Annotated in this window: 20 protein-coding genes; 7 read left to right on the top strand and 13 right to left on the bottom strand. The window is 68.3% G+C overall.

Translation table 11 applies throughout. The features are described 5' to 3' along the window. Positions 1 to 70 precede the first annotated feature (70 nt). The 4 genes from RIT73_RS10810 to RIT73_RS10825 are packed head-to-tail and all read left to right on the top strand — an operon-like array spanning position 71 to position 5301. A complete protein-coding gene (locus RIT73_RS10810; protein ID WP_309132082.1) occupies positions 71 to 1555 on the top strand; it encodes a cytosine permease in 1485 nt (494 codons plus the stop codon). Next, positions 1552 to 3177, top strand: coding sequence for an amidohydrolase (locus tag RIT73_RS10815; RefSeq protein WP_309132083.1), 1626 nt, complete (start codon positions 1552 to 1554; stop codon positions 3175 to 3177). The genes RIT73_RS10810 and RIT73_RS10815 overlap by 4 nt, the downstream gene beginning before the upstream one ends. A gap of 22 nt (positions 3178 to 3199) precedes the next feature. After that, positions 3200 to 4447 (top strand): class I SAM-dependent methyltransferase, encoded by a 1248-nt coding sequence (locus RIT73_RS10820; RefSeq protein ID WP_309132084.1) that lies wholly within the window; start codon positions 3200 to 3202, stop codon positions 4445 to 4447. Beyond that, complete coding sequence (locus RIT73_RS10825) at positions 4444 to 5301, top strand: sulfurtransferase (RefSeq protein WP_309132085.1); 858 nt, start codon at positions 4444 to 4446, stop codon at positions 5299 to 5301. The genes RIT73_RS10820 and RIT73_RS10825 overlap by 4 nt, the downstream gene beginning before the upstream one ends. Positions 5302 to 5375: 74 nt before the next feature. Here the strand turns inward: RIT73_RS10825 and RIT73_RS10830 are convergent, their stop codons facing one another. Further along, positions 5376 to 6986: a glycoside hydrolase family 3 N-terminal domain-containing protein gene (locus tag RIT73_RS10830; protein WP_309132086.1), complete on the bottom strand. Its 1611-nt coding sequence runs from the start codon at positions 6984 to 6986 to the stop codon at positions 5376 to 5378. Positions 6987 to 7113: 127 nt separating this feature from the next. On the opposite strand from RIT73_RS10830, the gene RIT73_RS10835 reads away from it, so the two are divergent. Continuing rightward, positions 7114 to 8241 carry a glutamate--cysteine ligase gene (locus tag RIT73_RS10835; protein WP_309132087.1) on the top strand — a complete coding sequence of 376 codons (1128 nt, stop codon included), beginning with the start codon at positions 7114 to 7116 and terminating at the stop codon, positions 8239 to 8241. Positions 8242 to 8244: 3 nt separating this feature from the next. Here the strand turns inward: RIT73_RS10835 and RIT73_RS10840 are convergent, their stop codons facing one another. From RIT73_RS10840 to RIT73_RS10855, 4 genes are all read right to left on the bottom strand, one after another. Beyond that, complete coding sequence (locus RIT73_RS10840) at positions 8245 to 8745, bottom strand: NUDIX hydrolase (RefSeq protein ID WP_309132088.1); 501 nt, start codon at positions 8743 to 8745, stop codon at positions 8245 to 8247. 68 nt (positions 8746 to 8813) lie between these two features. After that, a complete protein-coding gene (gene tsaD, locus RIT73_RS10845) occupies positions 8814 to 9893 on the bottom strand; it encodes a tRNA (adenosine(37)-N6)-threonylcarbamoyltransferase complex transferase subunit TsaD (protein WP_309132089.1) in 1080 nt (359 codons plus the stop codon). Continuing rightward, positions 9890 to 10501, bottom strand: coding sequence for a hypothetical protein (locus tag RIT73_RS10850; RefSeq protein WP_309132090.1), 612 nt, complete (start codon positions 10499 to 10501; stop codon positions 9890 to 9892). The genes tsaD and RIT73_RS10850 overlap by 4 nt, the downstream gene beginning before the upstream one ends. Next, positions 10498 to 11445: an aldo/keto reductase gene (locus RIT73_RS10855; protein ID WP_309132091.1), complete on the bottom strand. Its 948-nt coding sequence runs from the start codon at positions 11443 to 11445 to the stop codon at positions 10498 to 10500. The genes RIT73_RS10850 and RIT73_RS10855 overlap by 4 nt, the downstream gene beginning before the upstream one ends. Positions 11446 to 11567: 122 nt before the next feature. On the opposite strand from RIT73_RS10855, the gene RIT73_RS10860 reads away from it, so the two are divergent. After that, on the top strand, positions 11568 to 12212 hold the full coding sequence (locus RIT73_RS10860) for a biliverdin-producing heme oxygenase (protein WP_309132092.1): 645 nt from the start codon (positions 11568 to 11570) through the stop codon (positions 12210 to 12212). On the opposite strand, the gene RIT73_RS10865 is transcribed toward RIT73_RS10860, so the two are convergent. The 8 genes from RIT73_RS10865 to glmS all read right to left on the bottom strand — a co-directional run bounded on the left by RIT73_RS10865 (position 12187) and on the right by glmS (position 20884). Beyond that, a complete protein-coding gene (locus RIT73_RS10865; RefSeq protein WP_309132093.1) occupies positions 12187 to 12951 on the bottom strand; it encodes a GNAT family N-acetyltransferase in 765 nt (254 codons plus the stop codon). The genes RIT73_RS10860 and RIT73_RS10865 overlap by 26 nt on opposite strands. 3 nt (positions 12952 to 12954) lie before the next feature. Next, the gene (gene tsaB, locus RIT73_RS10870) at positions 12955 to 13731 is read right to left on the bottom strand and encodes a tRNA (adenosine(37)-N6)-threonylcarbamoyltransferase complex dimerization subunit type 1 TsaB (protein ID WP_309132094.1); all 777 of its coding nucleotides are present in this window, start codon (positions 13729 to 13731) and stop codon (positions 12955 to 12957) included. Continuing rightward, complete coding sequence (tsaE, locus tag RIT73_RS10875; RefSeq protein WP_309132095.1) at positions 13728 to 14339, bottom strand: tRNA (adenosine(37)-N6)-threonylcarbamoyltransferase complex ATPase subunit type 1 TsaE; 612 nt, start codon at positions 14337 to 14339, stop codon at positions 13728 to 13730. Before tsaE ends, tsaB begins: the two co-directional genes overlap by 4 nt. Next, positions 14336 to 15514 (bottom strand): alanine racemase, encoded by a 1179-nt coding sequence (alr, locus tag RIT73_RS10880; RefSeq protein WP_309132096.1) that lies wholly within the window; start codon positions 15512 to 15514, stop codon positions 14336 to 14338. Before alr ends, tsaE begins: the two co-directional genes overlap by 4 nt. Further along, the gene (locus tag RIT73_RS10885; RefSeq protein WP_309132097.1) at positions 15511 to 17133 is read right to left on the bottom strand and encodes an NAD(P)H-hydrate dehydratase; all 1623 of its coding nucleotides are present in this window, start codon (positions 17131 to 17133) and stop codon (positions 15511 to 15513) included. Before RIT73_RS10885 ends, alr begins: the two co-directional genes overlap by 4 nt. 31 nt (positions 17134 to 17164) lie before the next feature. Beyond that, positions 17165 to 18472 (bottom strand): M20 family metallopeptidase, encoded by a 1308-nt coding sequence (locus tag RIT73_RS10890; RefSeq protein WP_309132098.1) that lies wholly within the window; start codon positions 18470 to 18472, stop codon positions 17165 to 17167. A gap of 120 nt (positions 18473 to 18592) precedes the next feature. Continuing rightward, positions 18593 to 19000, bottom strand: a complete 408-nt coding sequence (locus RIT73_RS10895; RefSeq protein ID WP_309132099.1) for a holo-ACP synthase — start codon at positions 18998 to 19000, stop codon at positions 18593 to 18595. 9 nt (positions 19001 to 19009) lie between these two features. Further along, positions 19010 to 20884 carry a glutamine--fructose-6-phosphate transaminase (isomerizing) gene (gene glmS, locus RIT73_RS10900; protein ID WP_309132100.1) on the bottom strand — a complete coding sequence of 625 codons (1875 nt, stop codon included), beginning with the start codon at positions 20882 to 20884 and terminating at the stop codon, positions 19010 to 19012. Positions 20885 to 21024: 140 nt separating this feature from the next. Here glmS and coaA point away from each other — a divergent pair, with 140 nt between their 5' ends. Next, a complete protein-coding gene (gene coaA / locus RIT73_RS10905) occupies positions 21025 to 22062 on the top strand; it encodes a type I pantothenate kinase (RefSeq protein ID WP_309132101.1) in 1038 nt (345 codons plus the stop codon). The last annotated feature ends 98 nt before the right edge of the window (positions 22063 to 22160 follow it).

A 22160-nucleotide genomic window follows, 5' to 3' on the forward strand; every position in this document is an offset into this window, starting at 1 on the left:
CATATTGGTCACTTGGCCAATAATGGTTTCGGCGCCAGCAACGACGCTAGTGACATCGAAAGGAACCCCCGTGACCACCTCCGAACATCCCATTCACGTCGACTCGCCCACCACCCCCGAGGTCAGAGGGATCGAGATCGTCACCGAGGCGGAGAGGCACGGGCGCGCCCGTGATCTCTTCGCGGTCTGGGCCGCACCCAACATCAGTGTCCTCAACTTCACCGTCGGCGCCAGCCTCACCCTCATGGGACTCGAGGTGTGGCAGTCCGTCCTCACCACCATCGCCGCCGGTCTGCTCTGGATTCTGCCGGGGATCGTCTCGATCAGCGGGCCCGCCGCCGGCACCTCCGGCTCGGTCGTCCAACGCGCGATCTACGGAATCCGGGGCAACAAGGTCGTCATCGCCTTCTATGGGTGGTTCATCTCCGGGGTGTTCCTCGCATTGAACTGGGTCGCCTCCTCATTCATGGGAGCCGAGCTGCTCTCCCGCTGGGGGTGGATGTCCAAACCCGCCGCCCTCGTCCTCGTCACGATCGTCGTCGCAGGCATCACCATCCTCGTCGCGATCTACGGCCACGGCCTCATCCTGCGCGCCTACGGCTACCTCACCGTCGGGCTCCTCATCGCCTTCCTCCTCGTCTCGTCGTTCATCGTCGAGCGCATCGACTGGGGGTTCTCCCAGCCCGAGCCTCTCCACGGGATAGCCTTGTGGTCGGCGGTGTCCATCGCGTTCGCGATCCAGGCGTCCAGCCCTCTGTCGTTCTCCAACAGTGCGGACATGGCGCGCTACCTGCCCAAGGACACGAAACCCTGGGCGATCGTCACGGCCACCGCTCTCGGCGGCGCGCTGCCGGGCACCGTCTTCTCCGTCGTCGGCATCTACCTCGCCACGGTCGTGCCCCCGGAGAGCCTGGACGTGGGCGTCGAGTATGCGATGCTCGACCTGCTCCCTATGTGGGTGGCACCGGTGTTCGTCCTCGGAGTCATCCTCACCACCATCTCCCTCAACGGCATGACCACGTACACGGCCTCCATGGCGTTCCAGTCGATCGGCATACCGATCCGCCGCATCCCGTCCGCTGTGGTCATCGGCGTCCTCGGTGCGGCCTTCACCCTCTACCTGGTCAACGCCACCAGCCTGCTGTCCGCCGTCAACCTCATGCTGCAGTTCCTCATCCTCATCTCGGCACCCACCATGGCCGTCTACGTCACCGATATCGTGCTGCGACGCAACCGCTACGACGGTCCGGGACTGTTCGTCGAGAACCCGTCGGGACCCTTCTGGTTCCACGGCGGCTGGTCCCTGGCCGGCATGGGTGCGGCGATCGCCGGCGCCGTCCTCGGCTCCCTGTTCATCACCACTGAGGTCTTCACCGGGCCGATTGCCGCCGCCCTCGGCTTCATCGACCTCTCCGTGCCGGTGGCACTGCTCGTCAGCGTCGGCCTCTATGCCGCCTGCGCCGGCAGGGGCATTCGACGGCAGCTCGCCACCGCGCCACCCGTCACCGATGACAACCACAACACCTGCAACTCAACCAAAGGAGTGTCCTCGTGAGCGATCAGCTCTACATCAACGCCAACTTCTTCACCGCCGACTCCCGCCCGTGGGCTCATGCCCTCGTGGTCCGCGATGAGCGCATCCTCTACGTCGGTGATGAGGCGACCGCCCGGTCCCTGAGTCCCGACGCCGCAGTGATCGATCTGGGCGGGCGGCTGGCTCTGCCCGGCTTCGTCGACGGTCACGCCCACGTGATCGGCACCGGGGAGGCCCTGAGTCAGGCCAACCTCTGGGGTGTGGAGGATCTGGCGGAGATCCGTGACCGTCTCGCACGGTGGAAGGAGAACAACCCCGACGCTCCACGCATCCTCGCCATGGGGTGGCCGCATGGTGCGATTCCCGGCGGACAGCCGCATCGCAGCATGCTCGACGAGCAGTTCCCCGATGTGCCCGTCTACGCCGTCGCTTATGACTACCACTCGATCTGGCTCAACTCCGCTGCCCTCGATGAGGTCGGAATCACCGTCGACACCCCCGATCCGCTGGGCGGTGTGATCCACCGCGACGAGACGGGAGAGGCGACGGGCTTCGTCGATGAAACCGCCTATCACGGGATCGTGGCACCCTTCCTCGACGAGCTCGCCGACGAGTCGACGAATGCCCGCAATCTCGAACTGGTGCAGGAAGCCTATCGTCTGACCGGAGTCACGACCTCGTGCGATATGGGCTTCAACGAGGCAGACTTCCAGACCTTCCTGGCAGGGGAACGCAGCGGTCGCTTGACGAGCCGACTCAAGGCGTACTGGCGCGTCAACAACACCGGAGATCTCCAGCAGAATCTCGCCCAGGTGGCACGCGCGGCAGAACTGTCCGAAACAGTCTCCTCCCCGCTCCTCGACGTCGTGGGCATCAAGGTCATCATCGACGGCACGGTCGACGGTTGCACCGCTGTGCTCGGCGCCCCCTATGCCGATGGCAGCACGGCCGAGCCGATCTGGCCCCTGGACGATCTTGCTCCAGTGGTCGCCGCGGCCGACGCGGCAGGCCTCAAAGTCGCCATGCACGCGATCGGCGACGAAGCGGTGCGGATCGCGATCTCCGCGGTCGAAGAGGCGATCCGCGCCAACGGTCCCATCCCTCGCAGGCACCGCATCGAACACCTCGAGGTCGTCGACCGTGCCGATGTCGAGCGACTGGCCGCACTGGGCATCACACCGAGCATGCAGCCCGTCCACGTCGACCCCGTCAACGCACCGTTCTGGCGGGCCCAGCTCGGTGACGAACGAGCCGACCACGGATTCCCCTGGCCATGGATGACCGAGGCCGGTGCCAGGCTCGCGTTCGGCACGGATTCCCCCACTGCCGCTCATCCACCTTTGCCGAACATGTACATGGCCGCGACGCGCCGATCTGCGTCCGCGCCCGAGGTGGCACCGAACAGTGAAGAACTCGCCGTCCCGCTGGAGCAGGCGATCGTCCATGGATCGGCTCACTCGGCCTGGACGTGCGGAGCAGAGGACGAAGTCGGACGCTTGCGCAGTGGTCTGTTCGCCGACTTCATCGTCCTCGACACCAACGTCTTCGAGCGCCCGGTCGACGAACTGCTCTCGACCTCCGTGGTGATGACTGTTCTCGGTGGTGAAGTCGTTCATGACGCGGGAGTTCGCGAAGACGGATAGGAGCAGACGATAGGGTGAACCCATGGATCCGCAGACTCTCACCGAACTCCTCGACGTCACCGTCCTTGACCGGCTCGACCGGATTGAGGACCTGCCTGCGGACGAACTCGCCCGGTCTGCCGCCCTGCGCAAGGAGAGCTACTCCGCGGAGGTGACCGCCGCCCTGCTCACCCAGGCCAGGCTGCGCAAGGACGCCGAGACCAAGCTCGGCCCGTTCGCCGCAGAGATGCTCTTCACCCGCGACGGTCTGGCCCAAGCCACCCGCCTGCCGGTCGCGGCCCACCATGCCCGCCGCCTCCTCGGCGAGGGCGGAGATGGTTCCGCTGCGATGACGATCGCGGACCTGGGCTGCGGGATCGGGGCGGACGCCTTCGCCTTCGCCGGCATGGGCGCCGAGGTCACCGCCGTCGACGCCGATGAGGTGACGGCGGCCATCGCCAGCTACAACCTCCGCCACCTCTCGAACGCGCGCGTCGAGCATGCCCGCGCCGAGGACATCGACGTCTCCGGGTTCGACGCCCTGTGGTTCGACCCTGCGCGCCGGCAGATCGGGCGGGGCACCAAGCAGGGATCGACCGCGCGCATCACGGATCCCGAGGAGTTCTCGCCCGCGCTGTCGTGGGTCATCGACCAAGCGCTGGCGGCGAAGGCGGCCGGGGTCAAGCTCGGCCCCGCGCTCGACCATGGCCTAGTCCCGGACGAGGCGGAAGCCCAATGGGTCTCCCACGGCGGAGAGGTCGTCGAGGTGTGCCTGTACTTCGGTGCCGCCCGGCAGCGGCCAGGACGCAGCGCCCTCATCATGGGCGAGCGCACTCTGCTCGTCCATGAGGACAACCTCCCGGATGAGGACGAGCCGGGAATCGGGGAACTCGGCGAGTATCTGCTCGAACCGGACGGGGCGATCGTGCGCGCAGGGCTGGTCACCGCCCTGTGCCCACCGCTGCAGGCCCGTCGCGTGCACCCGAAGATCGCCTACCTCACCACCGACGTCGCACCCACCGGCCCGGCCGCGGCCGGAGTCACGACCTACCAGATCTCCGAGGTGCTCCCGGCGAAGATCCCGTCCCTGCGCAAGGAGCTCGTCGCGCGCGGGATCGGCTCCGTGGTGATCAAGAAACGCGGTGCCGACATTGTCCCCGACCAGGTCCGACGCCAACTCAAACTGCCCAAGGGCGAGCAAGCCACACTGGTGTTCACCCGGGTGGGTGAACGCCACGTCGTGCTCCTCACCCAGCCCGTGGACTCAGCGAACGAGGAGACGAACCCATGACCCGCTCAGACGTGCTCATCACCGCCGACCAACTCCTGGCCCGGCTCGACACAGATTCCCCGCCGAGGCTGCTCGACGTCAGGTGGACGCTGCCCAAGCCCGATGGTCGCGACGACTTCGCGGCCGGGCACATTCCCGGGGCGATCTACGTCGACCTCGACACCGAGCTCGCCTGCTCAGGCGGAGCTGCCTCCGGTGAGGGCGATGCTGTCGACCCGACCGCCGGTCGCCATCCTCTCCCCTCGCCCGAACAGTTCCAGGAACAGGTGCGCAGATGGGGCATCGACGCGCTCACCGACGTCGTGGTCTACGACGACAACTCCTCTCTCGGCGCGGCTCGAGCCTGGTGGCTTCTGCGCTGGGCCGGCCTCAGCGCTCGCGTCCTCGACGGCGGCCTGGCTGCCTACGTCGCCGCAGGCGGTGCCCTGGAGAAGGGAGACGGTCCATCCGTCGAACCGAGCACCGTCACCATCAATCCGGGTTCGCTGCCAGTCATCGATGCCGATGAGGCGGCGGCGTTCGAGGGCGTGCTGCTCGATGCCCGGGCCGGTGAGCGCTTCAGGGGTGAGACCGAACCGCTCGATGCGAAGGCAGGGCACATCCCCGGAGCCAGGAATGCGCCGGCCACGGACAACACCGACAACGGCCGCTTCCTCGATGAGGAGTCCCTGCGCGCGCGGTTCGCGGGCCTGGGAGCGCTCGACCAGCCGGTCGGCGTGTACTGCGGGTCGGGAGTCACCGCCTGCCACAACGCCCTGGCTCTCGCGTCCCTGGGCGTCGAGTCCTCCCTCTACCCGGCCAGCTGGTCCGGCTGGTCCTCCGACCCGAATCGGCCGGTCGAAACCGGCGAGTGACGCTCGAGCTCGAGGGCGCGAAGGCTTCTGCTGAGCCGGGTCAGCCTCTGACTCGGGTCAGCCGCTGACTCGGGTCAGCCGCAGTCCGGGGCTTTGTCGCTGCCGGGATACTCGACCGGCAGCCGACCGGACGCCTCGAGGTCGCCCTTGAGCCACTTCGCCACGGCCTGCAGGGCGAACGGGTTGTCGTCGTAGGCCGTCACCGCCGTCTTCGCCGAGGTATCGCGCATCGTCCAGGGAGCGGCGGTCCCGACGGCCACCTCGGCGGAGGTCTTGGGACTGAGCGAGACCGTCGTCCCGCGCGAACCCACCTCAAGACCCACCTCCTCGGCGGCCTGCTTCAAAGTGGCGGTCTCGGTCTCGCTGCCGCCGACGATGGAGATCGCATCGGTGCCGGAGAATCCGCACTCGCCCTTGAGCACGGTCAGCGACTGCTCGGCGACATCGGTGAGAACCGCCCCCGGGTCCCCATCAGCCTGGTCCCCCACACTCTTCTGCACTTCAGACGTCGCCAGCTGCATCGCGACGACTCGCTCGGCCTTCTCGACCAGGTCATCGCGCTTCAGTTCGCCCTCCTCCATTGCGCGCAGCACTGCCTGCTGGGCAGCGGCGGAGTCCGGCGGCATCAGCGCCAGATCGGCGCCGGCCGCCAGCGCCCTGACGGTCTCTGCTCCGCCCTGGTTCTGTCCCACGGCCTTCATGTTCAGTGCGTCGGTGATGATGACGCCGTCGTAGTCGAGAGTCTTGCGAAGGGCGGAGTACGCCTCCTCATTGAGGGTCGCCGGTGTCGTCTTCGCATCCGGCAGTCCGATGTGGCCCATCATCACCATCGGCACGCCTGCTTCGACCGCGGACTTGAATGGCACCAGGTCGGTGTCCTCGAGCTCGTCGATGCTCTTCTTCGACACAGGCAGCTCCTCGTGCGAATCCACGTTCAGCCGGCCGTGGCCCGGGAAGTGCTTGGCGGAGGCCGCCACCCCGCCCGCCCAATAGCCGTCGACGGCGGCGGCCACCACCTCGGCGGCCTGATCATGGTCGTCACCGGCGGACCGGACGTTGATGGTCACGTCCTGTGCTCCGGTCGTGACATCGGCGACCGGAGCGAAGTCGATTGTGAAGCCGAGTTCGGCGAGATCACGGGCCTGCACTGCGGTCGCGGATTCTGTCAGGTCGAGGTCGTCGGTGGCCGCGAGCGCCATCAGCGGCGGGAACGGCAGGGCCCCGGTGCTCAGCCGCGACACCGGACCGCCTTCCTGATCGACCCCGATCGACACGGGCTGCCCCTGCGTCCGGGAATCGGTGAGCGCCTCGGTGACGCCTGCGACCTGCGCCGGGTCGGGGTTCTCCGGCAGGTTGTCCTTCATCACGATGACCCCGCCGAGGTGGTTCTTCCTGATCAGGTTCGCCCCGGTCGACGTGTCGGTGCCCGACCAGGTGCCGATGATCAGAGAACCGGCGAGTTCGGCGTCGGAGAAGTCGGCGACGATGTCCTTCGCCTCGTCGGCGTAATCGGACGGGGAGACCTCGGCGGGTTTCGGCAGGCTCGTCGTCGGCGACGCGGTTGCGGCCGGTGACGCCGCACCCGAGGTCTTCTCCCCCGCAGGAGTTCTCTCCGGAGTGCCTTCGGTGCATCCCGTGAGGACGAGCGCCATGGTCAGTGCCGTGAGAGTGAGGCCGAAACGCATGCCCCCATGCTAACGGTCCTTCACTTGTGAGGCTTCATGCGCAGTCCCCGATCTGAGGCACGAGGTGGACAGTCCGACATCGGAACCGCGAAACCGGAAATCGGCACGGCACTACTATGATCAGTCCATGGTCGATTTCGCACGCTCACCCCGCTCCACCATCGGAGTCGAATGGGAACTGGCACTCCTCGACGCCGACAGCCTTGATCTGACGCCCGCCGCAGAGGGTCTGCTCGCCGACGTCGCGGAGCACGCGCCGGATTTCGAGAACCGGATCGTCGGTGAGATGCTCACGAACACGATCGAGCTCGTCACCGGGGTCCACACGAATGTCGCCGGCATCGCCGGGGACCTGTGCGAGACCATGGCCACTCTGCGCAGTCTCACCGAGCCGCGCCGGATCGAACTGATGTGCGCGGGCACCCACCCCTTCGCGCAATGGCAGACCCAGGAGATCCGACCGAAGGACCGCTACCTCGAACTCGTCGACCGCACCCAGTGGTGGGGCCGGAACATGCTCATCTTCGGCGTCCACGTCCACGTCGGCATCGACTCGCGCGACAAGGTCCTGCCGATCGTCAACGCCCTCCTCGGCTACGTCCCGCACCTGCAGGCGCTGAGCGCCTCTTCGCCGTTCTGGGGCGGCACGGACACCGGCTACGCCTCGAACCGGGCGATGATGTTCCAGCAGCTTCCGACAGCCGGGCTGCCGTTCCAGTTCGACACCTGGGCCGACTACGAGAGCTATGTCCAGGACATGCTCAAGACCGGCATCATCGATCACATCAACGAGATCCGGTGGGACATCCGTCCCTCCCCCAATTGGGGAACGGTCGAGGTCAGGGTGTGCGACGGCATGCCGACCCTCGAGGAGATCACCGCAATCACGGCCCTCATCCAGTGCCTCGTCGACGACTTCTCCGCGCGCCTCGACGCGGGTGAGACATTGTCGACGATGCCGGACTGGTTCCATGCCGAGAACAAATGGCGCGCCGCGCGGTACGGGATGGAGGCGATCATCATCGAGAACGCGCAGGCCGACGAACGGCTGGTCACGGAATGCCTCACTGATGAGATCGAACGTCTCAGTCCCGTCGCCGAGCGCCTGGGGTGCCTGGCCGAGCTGCAGTCCATCTCCACGCTCATCGACCAGGGGGTGTCCTACCAGCGTCAGCGCGAGGTCTTCCGGACCAGCGGATCCCTGACCGAAGTGACCCGCTCCCTCATCAACGACCTGCGGCTGTCGAAACCCTGACCCCTACTGGTGGGTCCGGAGCATCTGAAGCAGTTCGGGAAGCGCCGAGGCGACCCCCGGGTGGAGAGGGTAGTCCTCGAGTTCGTCGATCGGCACCCATCGGAGCTCGAGGCTCTCGGGATCGTTGACCCTCGCCTCCAGTGCACGCCGGGTCCGGGCGATGACGGTGGTGTAGCTCCAGACGTCGAGGTCGACGACATGGGTGGCGAGGATCTCGATGTCGGAGGCGTCCTCGGGCACCCCCGCCTCCTCGTAGGATTCGCGCAGTGCTGCGGACACCGCGTCCTCCCCCAGGTCGCGAGCCCCGCCGGGGAAGCCCCAGGTTCCTCCCTGGGCCGACCACATGGCGCGGTGCTGGAGGAGGATTCCGCGCTGCGGATCAAGAAGCATGAGCCCAGCCGCCCCTTCGAGCCCCCAGAACTTCCGGCCGTCGTCGAGGTGGACCCAGCCGTCCCCGGACCGCAGCGGAGGCAGCGGCGGACGCTCGTCCTCAGGCCCGGACACGGCTGCCTCCTGACGCGACGTCGGGTGAGGCCCACAGCGAGACGTCGGGCGAGACCCCCTGCGAGGCTTCAGACGAGCACATGGTCGACGTCCAAGGATGACACGGCGGCGAAGTCGAGGTCGCTCGGTCCGATTCCCCGCCGCACGATCTCCGCGCCGAGGGCCGCGACCATCGCCCCATTGTCGGTGCACAGTCTCAGCGGCGGCACCCGCAGGGTCACTCCCGCCTCGGCGCATCTGGAGGCGAGCACCGAGCGCAGGTGGGAGTTCGCAGCCACACCGCCGCCGAGGACGACGTGGTCGATGCCGGTGTCGGCGGCGGCCAGCAGCGTCTTGGTCACGAGCACGTCGACGACGGCGTCCTCGAACCCGGCGGCGATGTCGGCCACCCGGAGGTCGGCGCCGATGGCCTCGGCCCTGGTGACCTCGCGCAGGGCGGCGGTCTTCAGCCCGGAGAATGAGAAGTTGTAACGGCGCTCGGGGTCGCGCAGGTCCTCCTTCCGCGCCAGACCGCGCGGGAACCGGACGGCCTTGCGATCCCCCGGAATGCCGCTGCCGTCGAGCTGCCCGAGCGCGGCCCGGGAGATGTTGGGCCCGCCCGGGTAGCTGAGGCCGAGCAGCCTGGCCGTCTTGTCGAAGGCCTCGCCGGCCGCGTCGTCGATCGTGGCGCCGAGGAGTTCGATGTCGTCGACGATGTCGCCGATGCGCAGGATCTCCGTATGCCCGCCGGAGACGAGGAGGGCGATGGTCGGGGTGGTCAGTCCGTCGATGTCGTCGGCGACGAGGTCGACCGCGACATGCGCGGCAAGGTGATTGACCCCATAGAGCGGCAGATCGAGGGCCGCGGCCAGTCCCTTGGCCGCCCCGACCCCGACCATCAGTGCGCCGCTGAGTCCGGGTCCGGCGGTCACGGCGACGGCGTCGAGCTCCGTCAGGGAGATTCCCGCCTGTTCGCACGCGGTGTCGATGGCCGGCCCGATCGCCTGCACGTGGGCGCGGGAGGCGACCTCAGGCACGACCCCGCCGAAGCGGACATGGTCGTCCATCGACGAGGACACGGTGTTCGTCAGGAGGGTCCGGCCGCGGACGATCCCGACCCCGGTCTCGTCGCAGGAGGATTCGATGCCGAGGACCAGTGGCTCACTCATCGCTGCTCCTCGACGTCGAGCGCGGAGTAGCGCGCGGTCAGGGCGTCCTCGTCCACCTCGGCGAACTCGAATCCCAGCGAGTGCGCGAACAGTCGCAGGTGGGTGTCCCACATGGGGCCGTGATCGGAGGCGAGCAGATGCGCGGACTCCGTGTCCGCAGCCGTCTGGGTGAATACGAGGACCGTGCTCTCGTCGCGGGAGTCACTGGTCGCGCCCGCGCCCGCGCCGCCGTCGGCCGCTCCGGCGACGGCGTTGAGGCGCAGGCCGAGCACCCCGAAGTCGTCGAGTTCGACGAGCACATGGTCTTCGGGCTCACAGCTGAGTATTTCGCCCTCGAGTTCGGTCTCGGTGAGGTCGAAGACGATCGTCGCGGTCGGCTCCTCGTCGCCGGCGTCAACCGTTCCAGCGCCGGCTCCACCGGCGTCGACAGTGGCCTCCGGGGACACTGCGCCGTCGTCGGTCACCGTGAACGGCGCGAACCATGCGCCGGCGTTCGCCCCGTCGACGAGCTTCGCCCACACCGTGGCCGGATCAGTGGGAAGCGGCATCTCGATGACGAGGTCCGTGCCGTTCTCCCAGCTCAGCAGCCGGGCTGCGGTGGTGATCATGCTTCGGCCCAGCAGTCGTTCAACGCGGTGATCTCATCCTCGGTGAGGGCCAGCTCGGCACCTGCGAGCAGTTCGGTGAGCTGTTCGGGCACCCGCGCCGAGGCGATGGTCGAGGGGATGACGTCGTGGGTGAGCTGCCAGGCGATGGCCGTGGCGGTCATCGATGTGCCGTGCGCGCCGGCCACTTCGTGGAGGACCTCGAGGGCGCCGAGGGCGGCCTGGTTCTCGAGCAGATCGCTCACTCGGTCACCGCGCACGCTGCCGCTCGCGTCGCCTCCGGTGTGCTTGCCGGTGAGGAAGCCCGAGGCCAGTGAGTGGTAGGGCAGCTCGGCGATTCCCTCGGCGCGCAGGAAGGCCTGCTTCTGCGGGTCGACGGCGCTGCGGGAGACCAGGTTGTACTTGTCCTGCACCACGCGATAGCAGGCCAGCGAGTACTGAGCGCAGATCTTCAGCGCCGAGCGGAGTCGGTCGAGCTCGAAGTCCGACGCCCCGAGGTAGCGGACCTTGCCGGATCGGACCAGGGCGTCGAAGGTCTCGGCGACGGCCATCTGGTCGACCTCATCGTCGTCGATGTGCGCGTAGTAGAGGTCGATGTGGTCGGTTCCCAGCCGGCGGAGGGAGGCGTCGACGCAGTCGCGGATGTTGGCGGGATCGAGGCCATGGTGCTTCGGGTGCATTCCGACCTTGGTGGCGATGACCATGTCGTCGCGGTTGCCGCGCGACTTCATCCACTCCCCGATGATCGACTCGGACTCACCGCCGACGTTGCCGGGAACCCAGACCGAGTAGGCGTCGGCGGTGTCGATGAAGTTCCCTCCCGCCTCGGCGTAGGCGTCGAGGACAGCGAAACTCTGCTCTCTGTCCGCGCCCCAGCCGAAGGGATTGCCTCCCAGCTGCAGGGGGTGGACCATCAATTTCGTGTCAGCCAATTGCACTCGTGTCATGCGTCCAAGACTATCGCCCCCGCCCTCCGCGAAGCACGGCGCCGCGATGCGCGGCCAGTCGCACAGCGTTGCCCGAAGCGGCGCCGGACCCTAAGCTGGAAGCCAGCCAGCAAGGAGGCACCATGCCCAGCGACTTCTCCCGGCGACTGCGCGAGACCACGGCCACGATCCACACCGATGTGGAGAACCGCGGGTTCATCATCGATCTCATGGAAGGCCGGCTCGATGCCCGCGCCTACGCCCTCCTGCTCACCCAGTACGAGGTCATCTACGACCAGCTGGAGCGCCGATCGTCCGAGTTCCGCGACGACCCGGTCTTCGCGCCCTTCGCCGACGCCCGGCTCGATCGTCACGCCCGGATCGTGGACGATCTCGAGCACCTGCAGGCTGTGCTCGAGACCCCCGGCCTCCCCGTCGCCGAGGCGACCCGCCGCTACGCACAGCGGCTGAGCGAACTGCGCACTCCGGAAGAGCTCCTGGCCCACCATTACACGAGGTACCTCGGCGACCTCTCCGGCGGGCTGGCGATCGGCGCGCTGATGGCCAAGCACTATCGCATCGGTCCCGAGGCGCTGACGATGTGGGACTTCGCGGACATCGGCAAGACCAAGCCGTACAAGGACGCCTATCGGTCGAAGCTGGATCAGGTGGCGGCCTCCGGCGGCGATGAGGACCTCATCCTCGCCGAGGCGCTGACGGCGTTCGAGCTCAACGGTCAGGTGCTGAACGAGATCGTCGACTTCATTCCCTCGTCCTCAGCCGCCTGAGGATCGGATCGTCGGCTGAGAGGGAACTCAGCCGCAGCCGCATGAGGATCGCATCGCTGCCCGGATAGTAGTCGGGGCGGCGGCCCCATTCCTCGAATCCGAGGGATGCGTAGAGGCGGATGGCCGAAGCATTGACGCTGTCGACTTCGAGATGGATGGCGTGAGCACCGCGCGTCAGCGCCCAGCCGATTCCGGTTTCGACGAGGGCGCGCCCGATGCCCCGACCGCGCGCACGCTCGGTCGTCGCGATCGTCATCACGTCGGCGTCCCGACCGGCCGCGGACATCACGATCCATCCGCCCAGCGTCTCGTCGCTCAGGTCCGCGGGCTCGGCGACGGACATCTCCCCCGCCGAGGTGGTTGACCTCGGTGCCTCCCCCGCCGAGGTGGTTGATCCGAGCGACTCCCCCACCGAGATGGATGGCCCGATCGGCTCCCCCGGCAAGGTCAGGGTGTGCGGGAGTTCGGCGGCGAACATCGTCGTTCCCGGCTGCGCTTTCACCGCCCAGTAGTAGCTCAGCGTCCAGGCGGTGGGCCCAAAAATGTGGGCATCGGCGGCGGCGACGACCTCGAGCTCCCACCAGCGCAGCGGCCGGATTCGCCATTGCGCGGACCAGTTCGGCTCCGGCGCAGGTTCATTCCGCCCCTGCGCGGGCCGGTGCTCCTGCGCGGGCCGGTGCTCCTGCGCGGGCCGGTGCTCCTGCGCGGGCCGGTGCTCAGGAGAGCCTGCGCTGTCCATCGCCTATTTCAGCTTGCTCGCACGCACGGGCGTGGCCTTCGCATCCGGTTCGCGCAGGTACTCCGGAATCGGTTCGGCCAGCTCGACGCCCGCCCGCAGATCGCGGGCCGCCGCCAGCGCCAGGTATTCGGCCTTGGGGTCGAGGATCGTGGCCGGGTCCGGGTCGCCGAGGAGATCCGGGTACAGGAGGAATCCGCGCCCGATCCGTGCCCCCGAGCGCTGCACCTGGGCAGAGTCGGCTGCGAGGGCCTCGGCGGTGCCCGGCGCAACGAGTCCCGCATACCCTGCTTCATCGAGGACAGCGCCGACGTCTGCCGGCTTCGCGACGAAGGGACCGGCCAGCAGCCCGAAGCCAGCCGATTCCGAATCCGTCGCACCAGCCGCCGCACCCGACTTCGCCCCGTAGACGCTGAAGTACACTTCCCTGCGTCGCGCATCCCCGGCCACGAGCACCGGCCCGGTGCCGGGCTCGCTCAGCCGCAGCTCCTCCGCCAGCGCGGCATGGGAGAGCAGGCCATTGACGGGAATCCCGCGGGCGGCACCGACCGCGATCCCGGCAGCGATGCCGACCCGCAGGCCGGTGAAGGGTCCCGGCCCGATCCCGGTGAGGACGAGGTCCGGTGCGGCCGGATGCGCCAGCACCCTCTTCATCGCCGGGCCGATGAATTCCACATGTCGGCGCTGGTCGTCGGCCTGCTCGGAGGCGAGCACCTCACCGGACTCGGTGTCGACCAGAGCCACCGAAGCCGCCTGCGATGTGTCGATGCTGAAGATGATCACGCGTTTCCCTCATCACAGTGGAGTCCGGCCGCTCGGATCGAGTCGACCATTCGGGGCAGCCGCTCCGTCCACGAACGGCCATGGCTGCTCAGTTCGACGATCCGCCCCTCGTCCGCAGCGGGTTCGTCGTCGTAGGCGAACTCAGCGATGTCCGCGGACGCTGGCGCCGCCTCGGCGTCGTCCGCGGACTCAGGCGCCGCCTCGGCGAGGGAGGGCTCTGTCTGCGACCGCGGGGTGATGGAGATGCTCAGGTAGTCGGAGCTGAGGGTCTCGGCCAGGCCGGCGCCCCACTCGACCACGGTGATCGACTCCTCGAGCTCCGAGTCGAGGTCGAGGTCCTCGAGTTCGGCGGCGTCGGAGAGCCGGTAGGCGTCGACGTGCACAAGGGTCGGACCGTCGCCTGCGGAAGGGTGCTCGCGGGCGATGATGAACGTCGGCGAGGTGATCCGCCCCTGCACTCCCAGGCACTTACCCAGCGACTGGGTGAAGGTCGTCTTCCCCGCGCCGAGGTTGCCCGAGAGGATGAGGAGGTCGCCGGCTCTCAAGTGCCCGGCGAGCGCCTCGGCGAATAGCCGCATCTGCGGCAGTGAGTCGAGAAGTGCTTTCATCGTGTCCCTGGTGGCAGCGGCATCCTGTCGACGCGGGCGCTGATCCGCGTGACGATTTCGTAGTTGATCGTATCCGACCAGGTCCCCCACTCCTCGGCGCCGGGTCCGCCGGGTCCGAAGATGACGACCTCGTCGCCGAGCTCAACCTCGCCGTCGTCGACGTCGATGACCATCTGGTCCATCGCGATCCGTCCGACCACCGGGTAGCGCCGTCCGCGGATGCCGACCTCGGCGCGGTTCGACGCCGACCGGGGAATCCCGTCCCCGTAGCCACCGGGCACGAGCGCGAAGCGGGTGTCCTTCGCGGCGGTGTAGGTCAGTCCGTAGGAGGCGCCGTGGCCGGCGGGAATGTCCTTGAGGTTGACGACCTGGGAGACCAGTCGCATGACCGGGGCCAGACCCAGATCGCTCGCCGTCCGATCCTCGAGTGGAGAGAGCCCGTAGAGGGCCAGGCCCACTCGCGCGGAGTTGCCCGGCAGTGGCGGCAGGGTCAGAGCCGCCGGAGAGTTGGCGATGTGGACGTCGAGGCTCTGGGGATCGCCGAGGCGGCCGGCCGCGGCGTCGAGGACCTCGCGCAGGCGCCGGCAGACAGAGTCGAAGACGTCGATCTGCTCCGCCGTCTCCCCCCGCTCCGGTTCGTCGGCGACGGCGAAGTGGCTCATGATGCCGGCGACCGCGATCCCGCACCCGCCATGACCGGCCAGCTGCTCCAACCGGTGCAGGGCGTCCTCGAAATCCGTCGGACTGAAGCCGTTGCGGCCCAGGCCGGTGTCGACCTTGAGGTGGATGCGCGCGGTGATGCCGGTGCGGACCGCAGCCGTGTGGAGTGCGTCGAGACAGCCGAGCGTGGAGACTCCCAGTTCGATCCCCGCGGCCAGGGCCGGTTCGAAGTCCGTGTCGGGTCCGTAGAGCCAGGCCGAGATCTCAGCCGCATCGCCGAGGGTCTCCCGCAGCGCCAGGGCCTCGGGAATGGTGGCGACGCCGAACTCCCGCCAGCCGGCGTCGAAGAGACTGCGGGCGACGAGATCGACCCCATGCCCGTAGGCATTGGCCTTGACGATGCACTTGAGCCTGGCGGGCGCGATCCGTTCGGCCAGGACCGCGGCGTTGGCGCGCAGGGCCGCCACATCGATCTCGGCTCTCACCAGGGACCCGGACGTCTCGATTCGTGTCACTGGACAAGCGTACCGTTCGGGACGTCGCGCGGGTGGAGGAGCTCAGCGACGACCTCACCGACCGCCTCGGCCAACTGCCCCGCATTGACGCTGAACCGACCTGCGGCGTTGTGCACGAGGACAGCGAGACCGACGACGTGAGCGAGGCGCCGAGGGGTGAGCAGATCCGATCCTTCCGCACGCTGCGCCTGCGCGTGTGCATTGGCGAGCAGTGCGCCGATGAGACCGGACAGCACGTCTCCCGAGCCCGCGGTCGCCAGGCTCGCGGGACCGGACTCCGGGAGCACGCAATACCCGTCGGGGCAGGCGATGACGGTCTGGGATCCCTTCAACAGCACAAGGGATCCTGTCTCTCGCGCCGCCTTTGCGGCCCACCCCATCGGGTCCGCATTGATCCGGGACGCGGAGATGTCGTCGCCGAGGAGGCGGCTGAGCAGGCGCGAGAGCTCCCCCGCGTGCGGAGTGAGGACGACCGGTCGGTCCCGCAGCACCGCACGGGCGCGAGAGTCGGGACCCGCACTCGAATCCGCGCCGGTTCCGGTGCCGGAATCAGCGCTTCCAGCTCGGCCGGCTCGCTCGACCAGCGCCAGTGACCCGGCGTCGAGCACGACAGGGATGCCCGTGTCGGCGATCGCCTCGAGTGCTTGGTCGACGAACTCGGCCTCGGGATCACCCGATCCCATCACGAGCGCGTTGATCCGACCCGCGGCTGTGACGACCTCGGGGTGCCGGTCGAGCACGCGTTCGGCCACCTCCGGTGATCCGAGGCAACGGATCATCCCGATGCCGGAACCCACCGCCGAGGTGGTCGTGAGCACCCCGGCTCCAGGATAGTCCTGGGATCCGGCGACGATGCCGAGCACTCCGCGTGAGTACTTGTGGTCCTCGGGCCGTGGGCGCGGGAAGTCGGCGCTGAGGTCGGAGGCGACCATCACCTCGGCGACGGCCTGCACTTCGTCGAGCTCGAGACCGATGTCGATGACGTGGACGCGGCCGGTGAACCGGCGGACGCGGGGATCGATGAGCTCGGCCTTGAGTCCGCCGAAGGTGACGGTGTGGTCGGCATGGATCCGAGCCTCGGGCGGTTGGGCCTCGGCCCGGTCGGGGTCGTCGGGCACCAGGTCGGAGGGGATGTCGACGGCGATGACGACGGCGCTGTGTCCCTGTCGGCGCCAGTCTCGGATCAAGTCGCTGACGTGGGCGGGCATGCCGCGCCTGCCGCCGGTGCCGAAGATCCCGTCGAGGACGAGATCGGACCGGCCCAGTTCGTCGCGGGCGTCGGCCGACGCATCTGCTCCGCAGTCGATGACGCGGGCTCCCGCCCGGCGGGCCGCGCGCAGACCGGCCTCGTGGGTGCGCTCGAAGAGCTTGACGATGCTCACGCTCGCGCCATCGCGGGACAGGGCGGCAGCGGCGAACAGGGCGTCACCGGCATTGTTGCCCGGTCCCGCGAGCACGCTCACGCGGGCCCCGGTGACCTGAGAGCGGCGCGAACGCAGGGTGGCGTTCGAGAACAGCGCCAGCGCCTGCGCGGCGCGCTCCATCAGCTGGGCACCCGCCTCGAGCAGCGGCCGTTCCGCCGCTCGGATGACATCACCGGGATAGGCTCGTTCACTCATGCGATGCTCCTTCCAGCGTTCGTCCCGCGCCTCAGGCCTCGCGGCGCAGCATCGGGTCGGGCGCAGCCTCGGATGCGTCGCCCTCGAGTTCGGCCTGCGCCAGCTGGGCCAGCTTCCGCCCGGCCAGGTGGGCGAGGAACAGCGCCTGGTCGCCCAGGGCCGCATCGCTGTGGCGGGCGCGCGGCGAGTGGTTCGACTCCCTCGCCGCAACCGGCAGGTCCGGCAGCGCGACGCCGATGTGCCCGTATGCGCCGGGCACGGCGGCGAGCACCCGGGAGAAGTCCTCGGAGCCGGGGATCGGGTTGTCCCTGACCACGGTCCGCTCGGGCCCGAACAGGTCCGCGAACGTGCGCAGGAAGAATTCGGCCTCCTCGTCGTCGTTGATCGTCGGGGGCAGCACCCGCACGTACTCGATCTCGCTGACGAGACCGTGGGCGGCGACCAGGGTGGAGACCAGGTTCGGCAGCTCCACCTCGGCGCGGTCGGTCACCTCATCGGAGAAGGTGCGGACACTGACGACGAGTTCGGCATGGTCGGGGATGACGTTGGGGGCGGTGCCGCCGTTGAACTGCCCGACCGTGATGACGAGCGGGTCGAAGATGTCGAAGCGGCGGGTGACGAACTCCTGAAGCTGACCGACGAGCATCGCGCCCACCTGGATCGGATCGAGACCGGTGTGCGGACGCGAGGCGTGGCCGCCCTTGCCGCGAACGGTGATCCGCATCTTCGAGAAAGCCGCCATGTACGGCCCCGGTCTGCAGTAGGCGACGCCCAGGTCCTGATCCGCAGAGACATGGATCCCGTAGGCGGCTCTCACCCGGGCGCCGGAAGCGTCGAGGACGCCTTCGTCGATCATCACACCGGCGCCGTTGAAGCCTTCCTCACCGGGTTGGAACATGAACACGACGTCGCCGGGCAGGCTGTCGCGGTCGCGGTGGAGGAGTTTGACGGCGCCGACGAGGCCTCCGGTGTGGAGGTCGTGACCGCAGGCGTGCATCCGCCCCGAGGTGGATGCGAAGTCAAATCCGGTCGCCTCGTTGATGGGCAGGGCATCCATGTCGCCGCGCAGCAGCACGGCCGGCACTTCGCCATGCGCATCGGGTGCGCGCCGGCCCCCGCGCAGAACCACGACGACCGAGGACAGGTCCTTGCCGCGGGAGATCTCGACGTCGAGTCCTTCCAGCGCGGCGCACACCAACTGCTGGGTGCGCGGGAGGTGGAGCCCGATCTCGGCTTCCTCGTGCAGGGCTCGCCGCAGGCTGACCAGGCCGGGAGCGATGTCCGCGGCGTCTGCCGGGGTGGGAAGGGAGACAGCTGGGGTATCGGACGAGGCACTCATACCGTGAGTCTATTCCCCGACCCCGCCGAGGTGGAGGCAGCTCACCGAGGATCCCCCGCCGAGGGGAGGACTGCGCACCGCCGTTCCCTCGGCGAGGTGGGGCTCAGTCCCGCACCGGGCTCAGTCCCACTCGACGCCGGGGCTGAGCGAGGGACCGCTGCCCTCGGCGATGACGAAGGTCATCGTCAGGTTCGCATCGTGGGTGATCGAGAGGTGGAGGCTCTCCCCGCCGATCCGGCGGAAGTGTTCGAGCACCAGCCCGGACAGGCGGAAGCTCGGCGCACCGGATCTGGCGGGGACCACCTCGGCGGATTGCCAGGGCAGCCACCCGGGGAAGCCGATGGCCTTCTTCAGGGCCTCCTTGGCGGAGAAGCGTGCCGCCAAGGAGGCATCCGTCCGGCGCTTGCCGTTGCGCTTGAGCTGCTCAGCAGGGGTGAGCAGGCGATCGAGGAGCTCGGGGACGCGGTCGATGTGCTCCGCGAACCGCGGCACGTCGGCGATGTCCGTGCCGATCCCCAGAATCGCCATGGCTCTCCCTTACTCGACCGTGACGGACTTGGCGAGGTTGCGCGGCTGATCGACGTCGAGGCCCTTCGCGGTGGCGAGCTCCATCGCGAAGATCTGCAGCGGCACCGTGGTCAGCAGCGGGGCCAGCAGGGTCGTCGTCTGCGGCACGTAGATGACCTCGGAGGCGTAGTCGCGCACAGCCTCGTCGCCCTCTTCGGCGATGACGACGGTGTTGGCTCCACGGGCGCGCACCTCCTGGATGTTGGAGATGACCTTGGCGTGGAGCGAGTCGCGGCCGCGCTTGCTGGGCACGACGATGATGACGAGCTGGCCGTCGTCGATGAGAGCGATCGGTCCGTGCTTGAGCTCACCGGCGGCGAAGCCCTCGGCGTGGATGTAGGCGAGCTCCTTGAGCTTGAGCGCGCCCTCCATCGCCACCGGGTAGCCGACGTGCCGGCCGAGGAACAGGACCGATTCGACGTCCTGGCTGCGACGGGCGAGCTCCAGCACCTGGTCCTTGCCCTCGTCGAGGACCGTCTGGATCTTCGCCGGGATCGTCTGCAGCTCTTCGAGGATGACGCCGATCTCGTCGCGGAACTTGTTGCCCCGCAGCTGGGCGAGGTAGAGGCCGAGCAGGTAGCAGGCGACGACCTGGGACAGGAACGCCTTCGTCGAGGCGACGGCGATCTCGGGGCCGGCGTGCGTGTAGAGCGCGGCGTCGGATTCGCGCGGGATCGTCGAGCCGAAGGTGTTGCAGATCGCGATGACCTTCGCCCCCTGCTGACGGGCGTGGCGCACGGCCATGATCGTGTCCATGGTCTCACCGGACTGGGAGATCGCGACGACCAGGGTCTTCTCGTTGACGACGGGATCCCGGTACCGGAATTCGTGGGCCAGCTCCACCTCGACGGGGATCCGGCACCAGTGCTCGATCGCGTACTTGGCGACCTGGCCGGCGTAGGCGGCGGTGCCGCAGGCGATGACGACGATCTTGTCGACGGTCTTGAGCACCGACTCGTCGATGTGCATCTCATCGAGCGTCAGCCGGCCCTCGGTGTCGAGGCGGCCGAGGAGGGTGTCGCCCACGGCCTGCGGCTGGTCGTGGATCTCCTTGTCCATGAACGACGCGAAGCCGCCCTTCTCGGCGGCGGCGGTGTCCCAGTCGACCTCGAACTGCACACCGTCGACCTCGTTGCCGTCGAGATCGGTGATGAGAACGGACTCAGGCGTGATGGTGACGACTTCGTCCTGCCCGATCTCCACCGCGGTGCGGGTGTAGTCGATGAACGCGGCGACGTCGGAGCCGAGGAAGTTCTCTCCCTCACCGAGGCCGATGACCAGCGGCGAGTTGCGGCGGGCGGCGACCACGGTGTCGGGGAGGTCGGCGTGCACGGCGAGCAGGGTGAATGCGCCCTCGAGCTGGGAGGCGGTGGTCCGCATCGCCTGGCTCAGGTCACCGGTGGCGCGGTAGTTCTTGGCCAGCTGGGCGGCGGCGACTTCCGTGTCGGTCTCCGAGAGGAATTCGAATCCCTCGTCGACGAGTTCGGCCTTGAGCTGGGCGAAGTTCTCGATGATGCCGTTGTGGATGAGGGCGAGTTTGCCGCCGTCGGCCAGGTGCGGGTGGGCGTTGACGTCGGTCGGCCCACCGTGGGTGGCCCAGCGGGTGTGGCCGATGCCCGTCTGCGCCGCCGGCAGGGGGCGGGCGTCGAGTTCGTCGAGCAGGGCCGAGAACTTTCCGGCTTTCTTCGCGGAGAACAGCTCACCCTCTTCCGTGACGAGGGCGACGCCGGCGGAATCGTATCCGCGGTATTCAAGCCTCTTGAGGCCGCCGAGCACAACATCGAGCGCCGTATGATCTGCGTTGTCCACGGCAGCTCTGGATACATAACCTACGATTCCACACATGCCTGGAATTTTACGCAATCAAGTCAAGTACGGGGCACAGCTGCGCTCCAGATGAGACCCGAAGTGACCGATCCCACCGCAATCGCGCTGCTCCGGAGCCGCGGGGACGGGGCCGACATGACGCGTGACACAATTGGCTCATGCCCACAGTCGATCCGTACCTAGACCGCGCCCGTCGCCTCGCCGGCCTGAGCCCGAAGCGCAAGTCGGATGAGCAGCCTTCCTCCCCGTTCTGGGAGTTCGACCGTGAGGTCTGGGGAAAGCTGGCCCAGGCGACTCCCCTGCCGCTGAAGCAGCGCGACATCGAACGGCTCCGCGGCCTCGGTGACCGGATCGACCTCGACGAGGTGGCGCAGGTCTACCTGCCGCTGTCGCGGCTCCTCAACCTCTATGTCTCGGCCCGGCAGAGCAAGCACGAACTCGCACGCGAATTCTTCTCCCCGCTCCACGAGGTCGGGCTGGAACCGCAGAACACCACCCGCACGCCGTTCGTCATCGGCGTCGCGGGCTCCGTCGCGGTGGGCAAGTCGACCACGGCGCGTGTGCTCCGCGAGCTCATGGCCCGGTGGCCGGACACTCCCCGGGTCGAGCTGATCACCACCGACGGTTTCCTCTACCCCAACGCCGAACTCGAACGGCGAGGCCTGACCGGGCGCAAGGGCTTCCCCGAGTCCTACGACCGCCGGAAGCTGCTCCGGTTCATCTCCGCCGTGAAGTCGGGGTCGGAGGAGGTCCGCGCCCCCGTCTACTCTCACCACACCTACGACATCGTCCCCGGCGCCGAGGTGGTCGTCCGGTCCCCCGATGTGCTCATCGTCGAGGGCCTCAACGTCCTCCAGCCCGCCCGGCCCCGCAGCGACGGCACCCTGGGCCTGTCGATCAGCGACTACTTCGACTTCTCCGTCTACGTCGACGCCCGCTCCCGCGACATCCGGCAGTGGTACATCAATCGTTTCCTCGCGCTCAAGCACGGGGCCTTCCAGGACCCCGACTCCTACTTCCACCGCTATTCGAAACTGAGCGATGACGAGGCGATCACCCTGTCCTCGGAGATCTGGGACTCGATCAACTTCCCCAACCTGCGGGAGAACGTGCTGCCCAGCCGCGGTCGCGCTGACCTGGTGCTCCATAAGTCCGACGACCACACGATCCGCAAGATTCAGCTCCGCAAGCTCTGAGCCGGAACCCTCCCGGAACCCGGACTCCCCGCATCCGGAATCGGGTTCCCGCACACCCCTGGCGACGGGACCTGCGCCCGCTCCTGCTACGCCGACAG

This window comes from Brevibacterium sp., from assembly GCF_031179145.1.
Taxonomy (GTDB): Bacteria; Actinomycetota; Actinomycetes; order Actinomycetales; family Brevibacteriaceae; genus Brevibacterium.

Excerpts from the sequence above, each read along its gene's own strand:
- RIT73_RS10820 (WP_309132084.1), top strand. The coding sequence starts at position 3,200 with ATGGATCCGCAGACTCTCACCGAACTCCTCGACGTCACCGTCCTTGAC.
- RIT73_RS10825 (WP_309132085.1), top strand. The coding sequence starts at position 4,444 with ATGACCCGCTCAGACGTGCTCATCACCGCCGACCAACTCCTGGCCCGG.
- RIT73_RS10830 (WP_309132086.1), bottom strand. The coding sequence starts at position 6,986 with ATGCGTTTCGGCCTCACTCTCACGGCACTGACCATGGCGCTCGTCCTC.
- RIT73_RS10835 (WP_309132087.1), top strand. The coding sequence starts at position 7,114 with ATGGTCGATTTCGCACGCTCACCCCGCTCCACCATCGGAGTCGAATGG.
- tsaD (WP_309132089.1), bottom strand. The coding sequence starts at position 9,893 with ATGAGTGAGCCACTGGTCCTCGGCATCGAATCCTCCTGCGACGAGACC.
- RIT73_RS10850 (WP_309132090.1), bottom strand. The coding sequence starts at position 10,501 with ATGATCACCACCGCAGCCCGGCTGCTGAGCTGGGAGAACGGCACGGAC.
- RIT73_RS10855 (WP_309132091.1), bottom strand. The coding sequence starts at position 11,445 with ATGACACGAGTGCAATTGGCTGACACGAAATTGATGGTCCACCCCCTG.
- RIT73_RS10860 (WP_309132092.1), top strand. The coding sequence starts at position 11,568 with ATGCCCAGCGACTTCTCCCGGCGACTGCGCGAGACCACGGCCACGATC.
- RIT73_RS10865 (WP_309132093.1), bottom strand. The coding sequence starts at position 12,951 with ATGGACAGCGCAGGCTCTCCTGAGCACCGGCCCGCGCAGGAGCACCGG.
- tsaE (WP_309132095.1), bottom strand. The coding sequence starts at position 14,339 with ATGAAAGCACTTCTCGACTCACTGCCGCAGATGCGGCTATTCGCCGAG.
- RIT73_RS10885 (WP_309132097.1), bottom strand. The coding sequence starts at position 17,133 with ATGAGTGAACGAGCCTATCCCGGTGATGTCATCCGAGCGGCGGAACGG.
- RIT73_RS10890 (WP_309132098.1), bottom strand. The coding sequence starts at position 18,472 with ATGAGTGCCTCGTCCGATACCCCAGCTGTCTCCCTTCCCACCCCGGCA.
- RIT73_RS10895 (WP_309132099.1), bottom strand. The coding sequence starts at position 19,000 with ATGGCGATTCTGGGGATCGGCACGGACATCGCCGACGTGCCGCGGTTC.
- glmS (WP_309132100.1), bottom strand. The coding sequence starts at position 20,884 with ATGTGTGGAATCGTAGGTTATGTATCCAGAGCTGCCGTGGACAACGCA.
- coaA (WP_309132101.1), top strand. The coding sequence starts at position 21,025 with ATGCCCACAGTCGATCCGTACCTAGACCGCGCCCGTCGCCTCGCCGGC.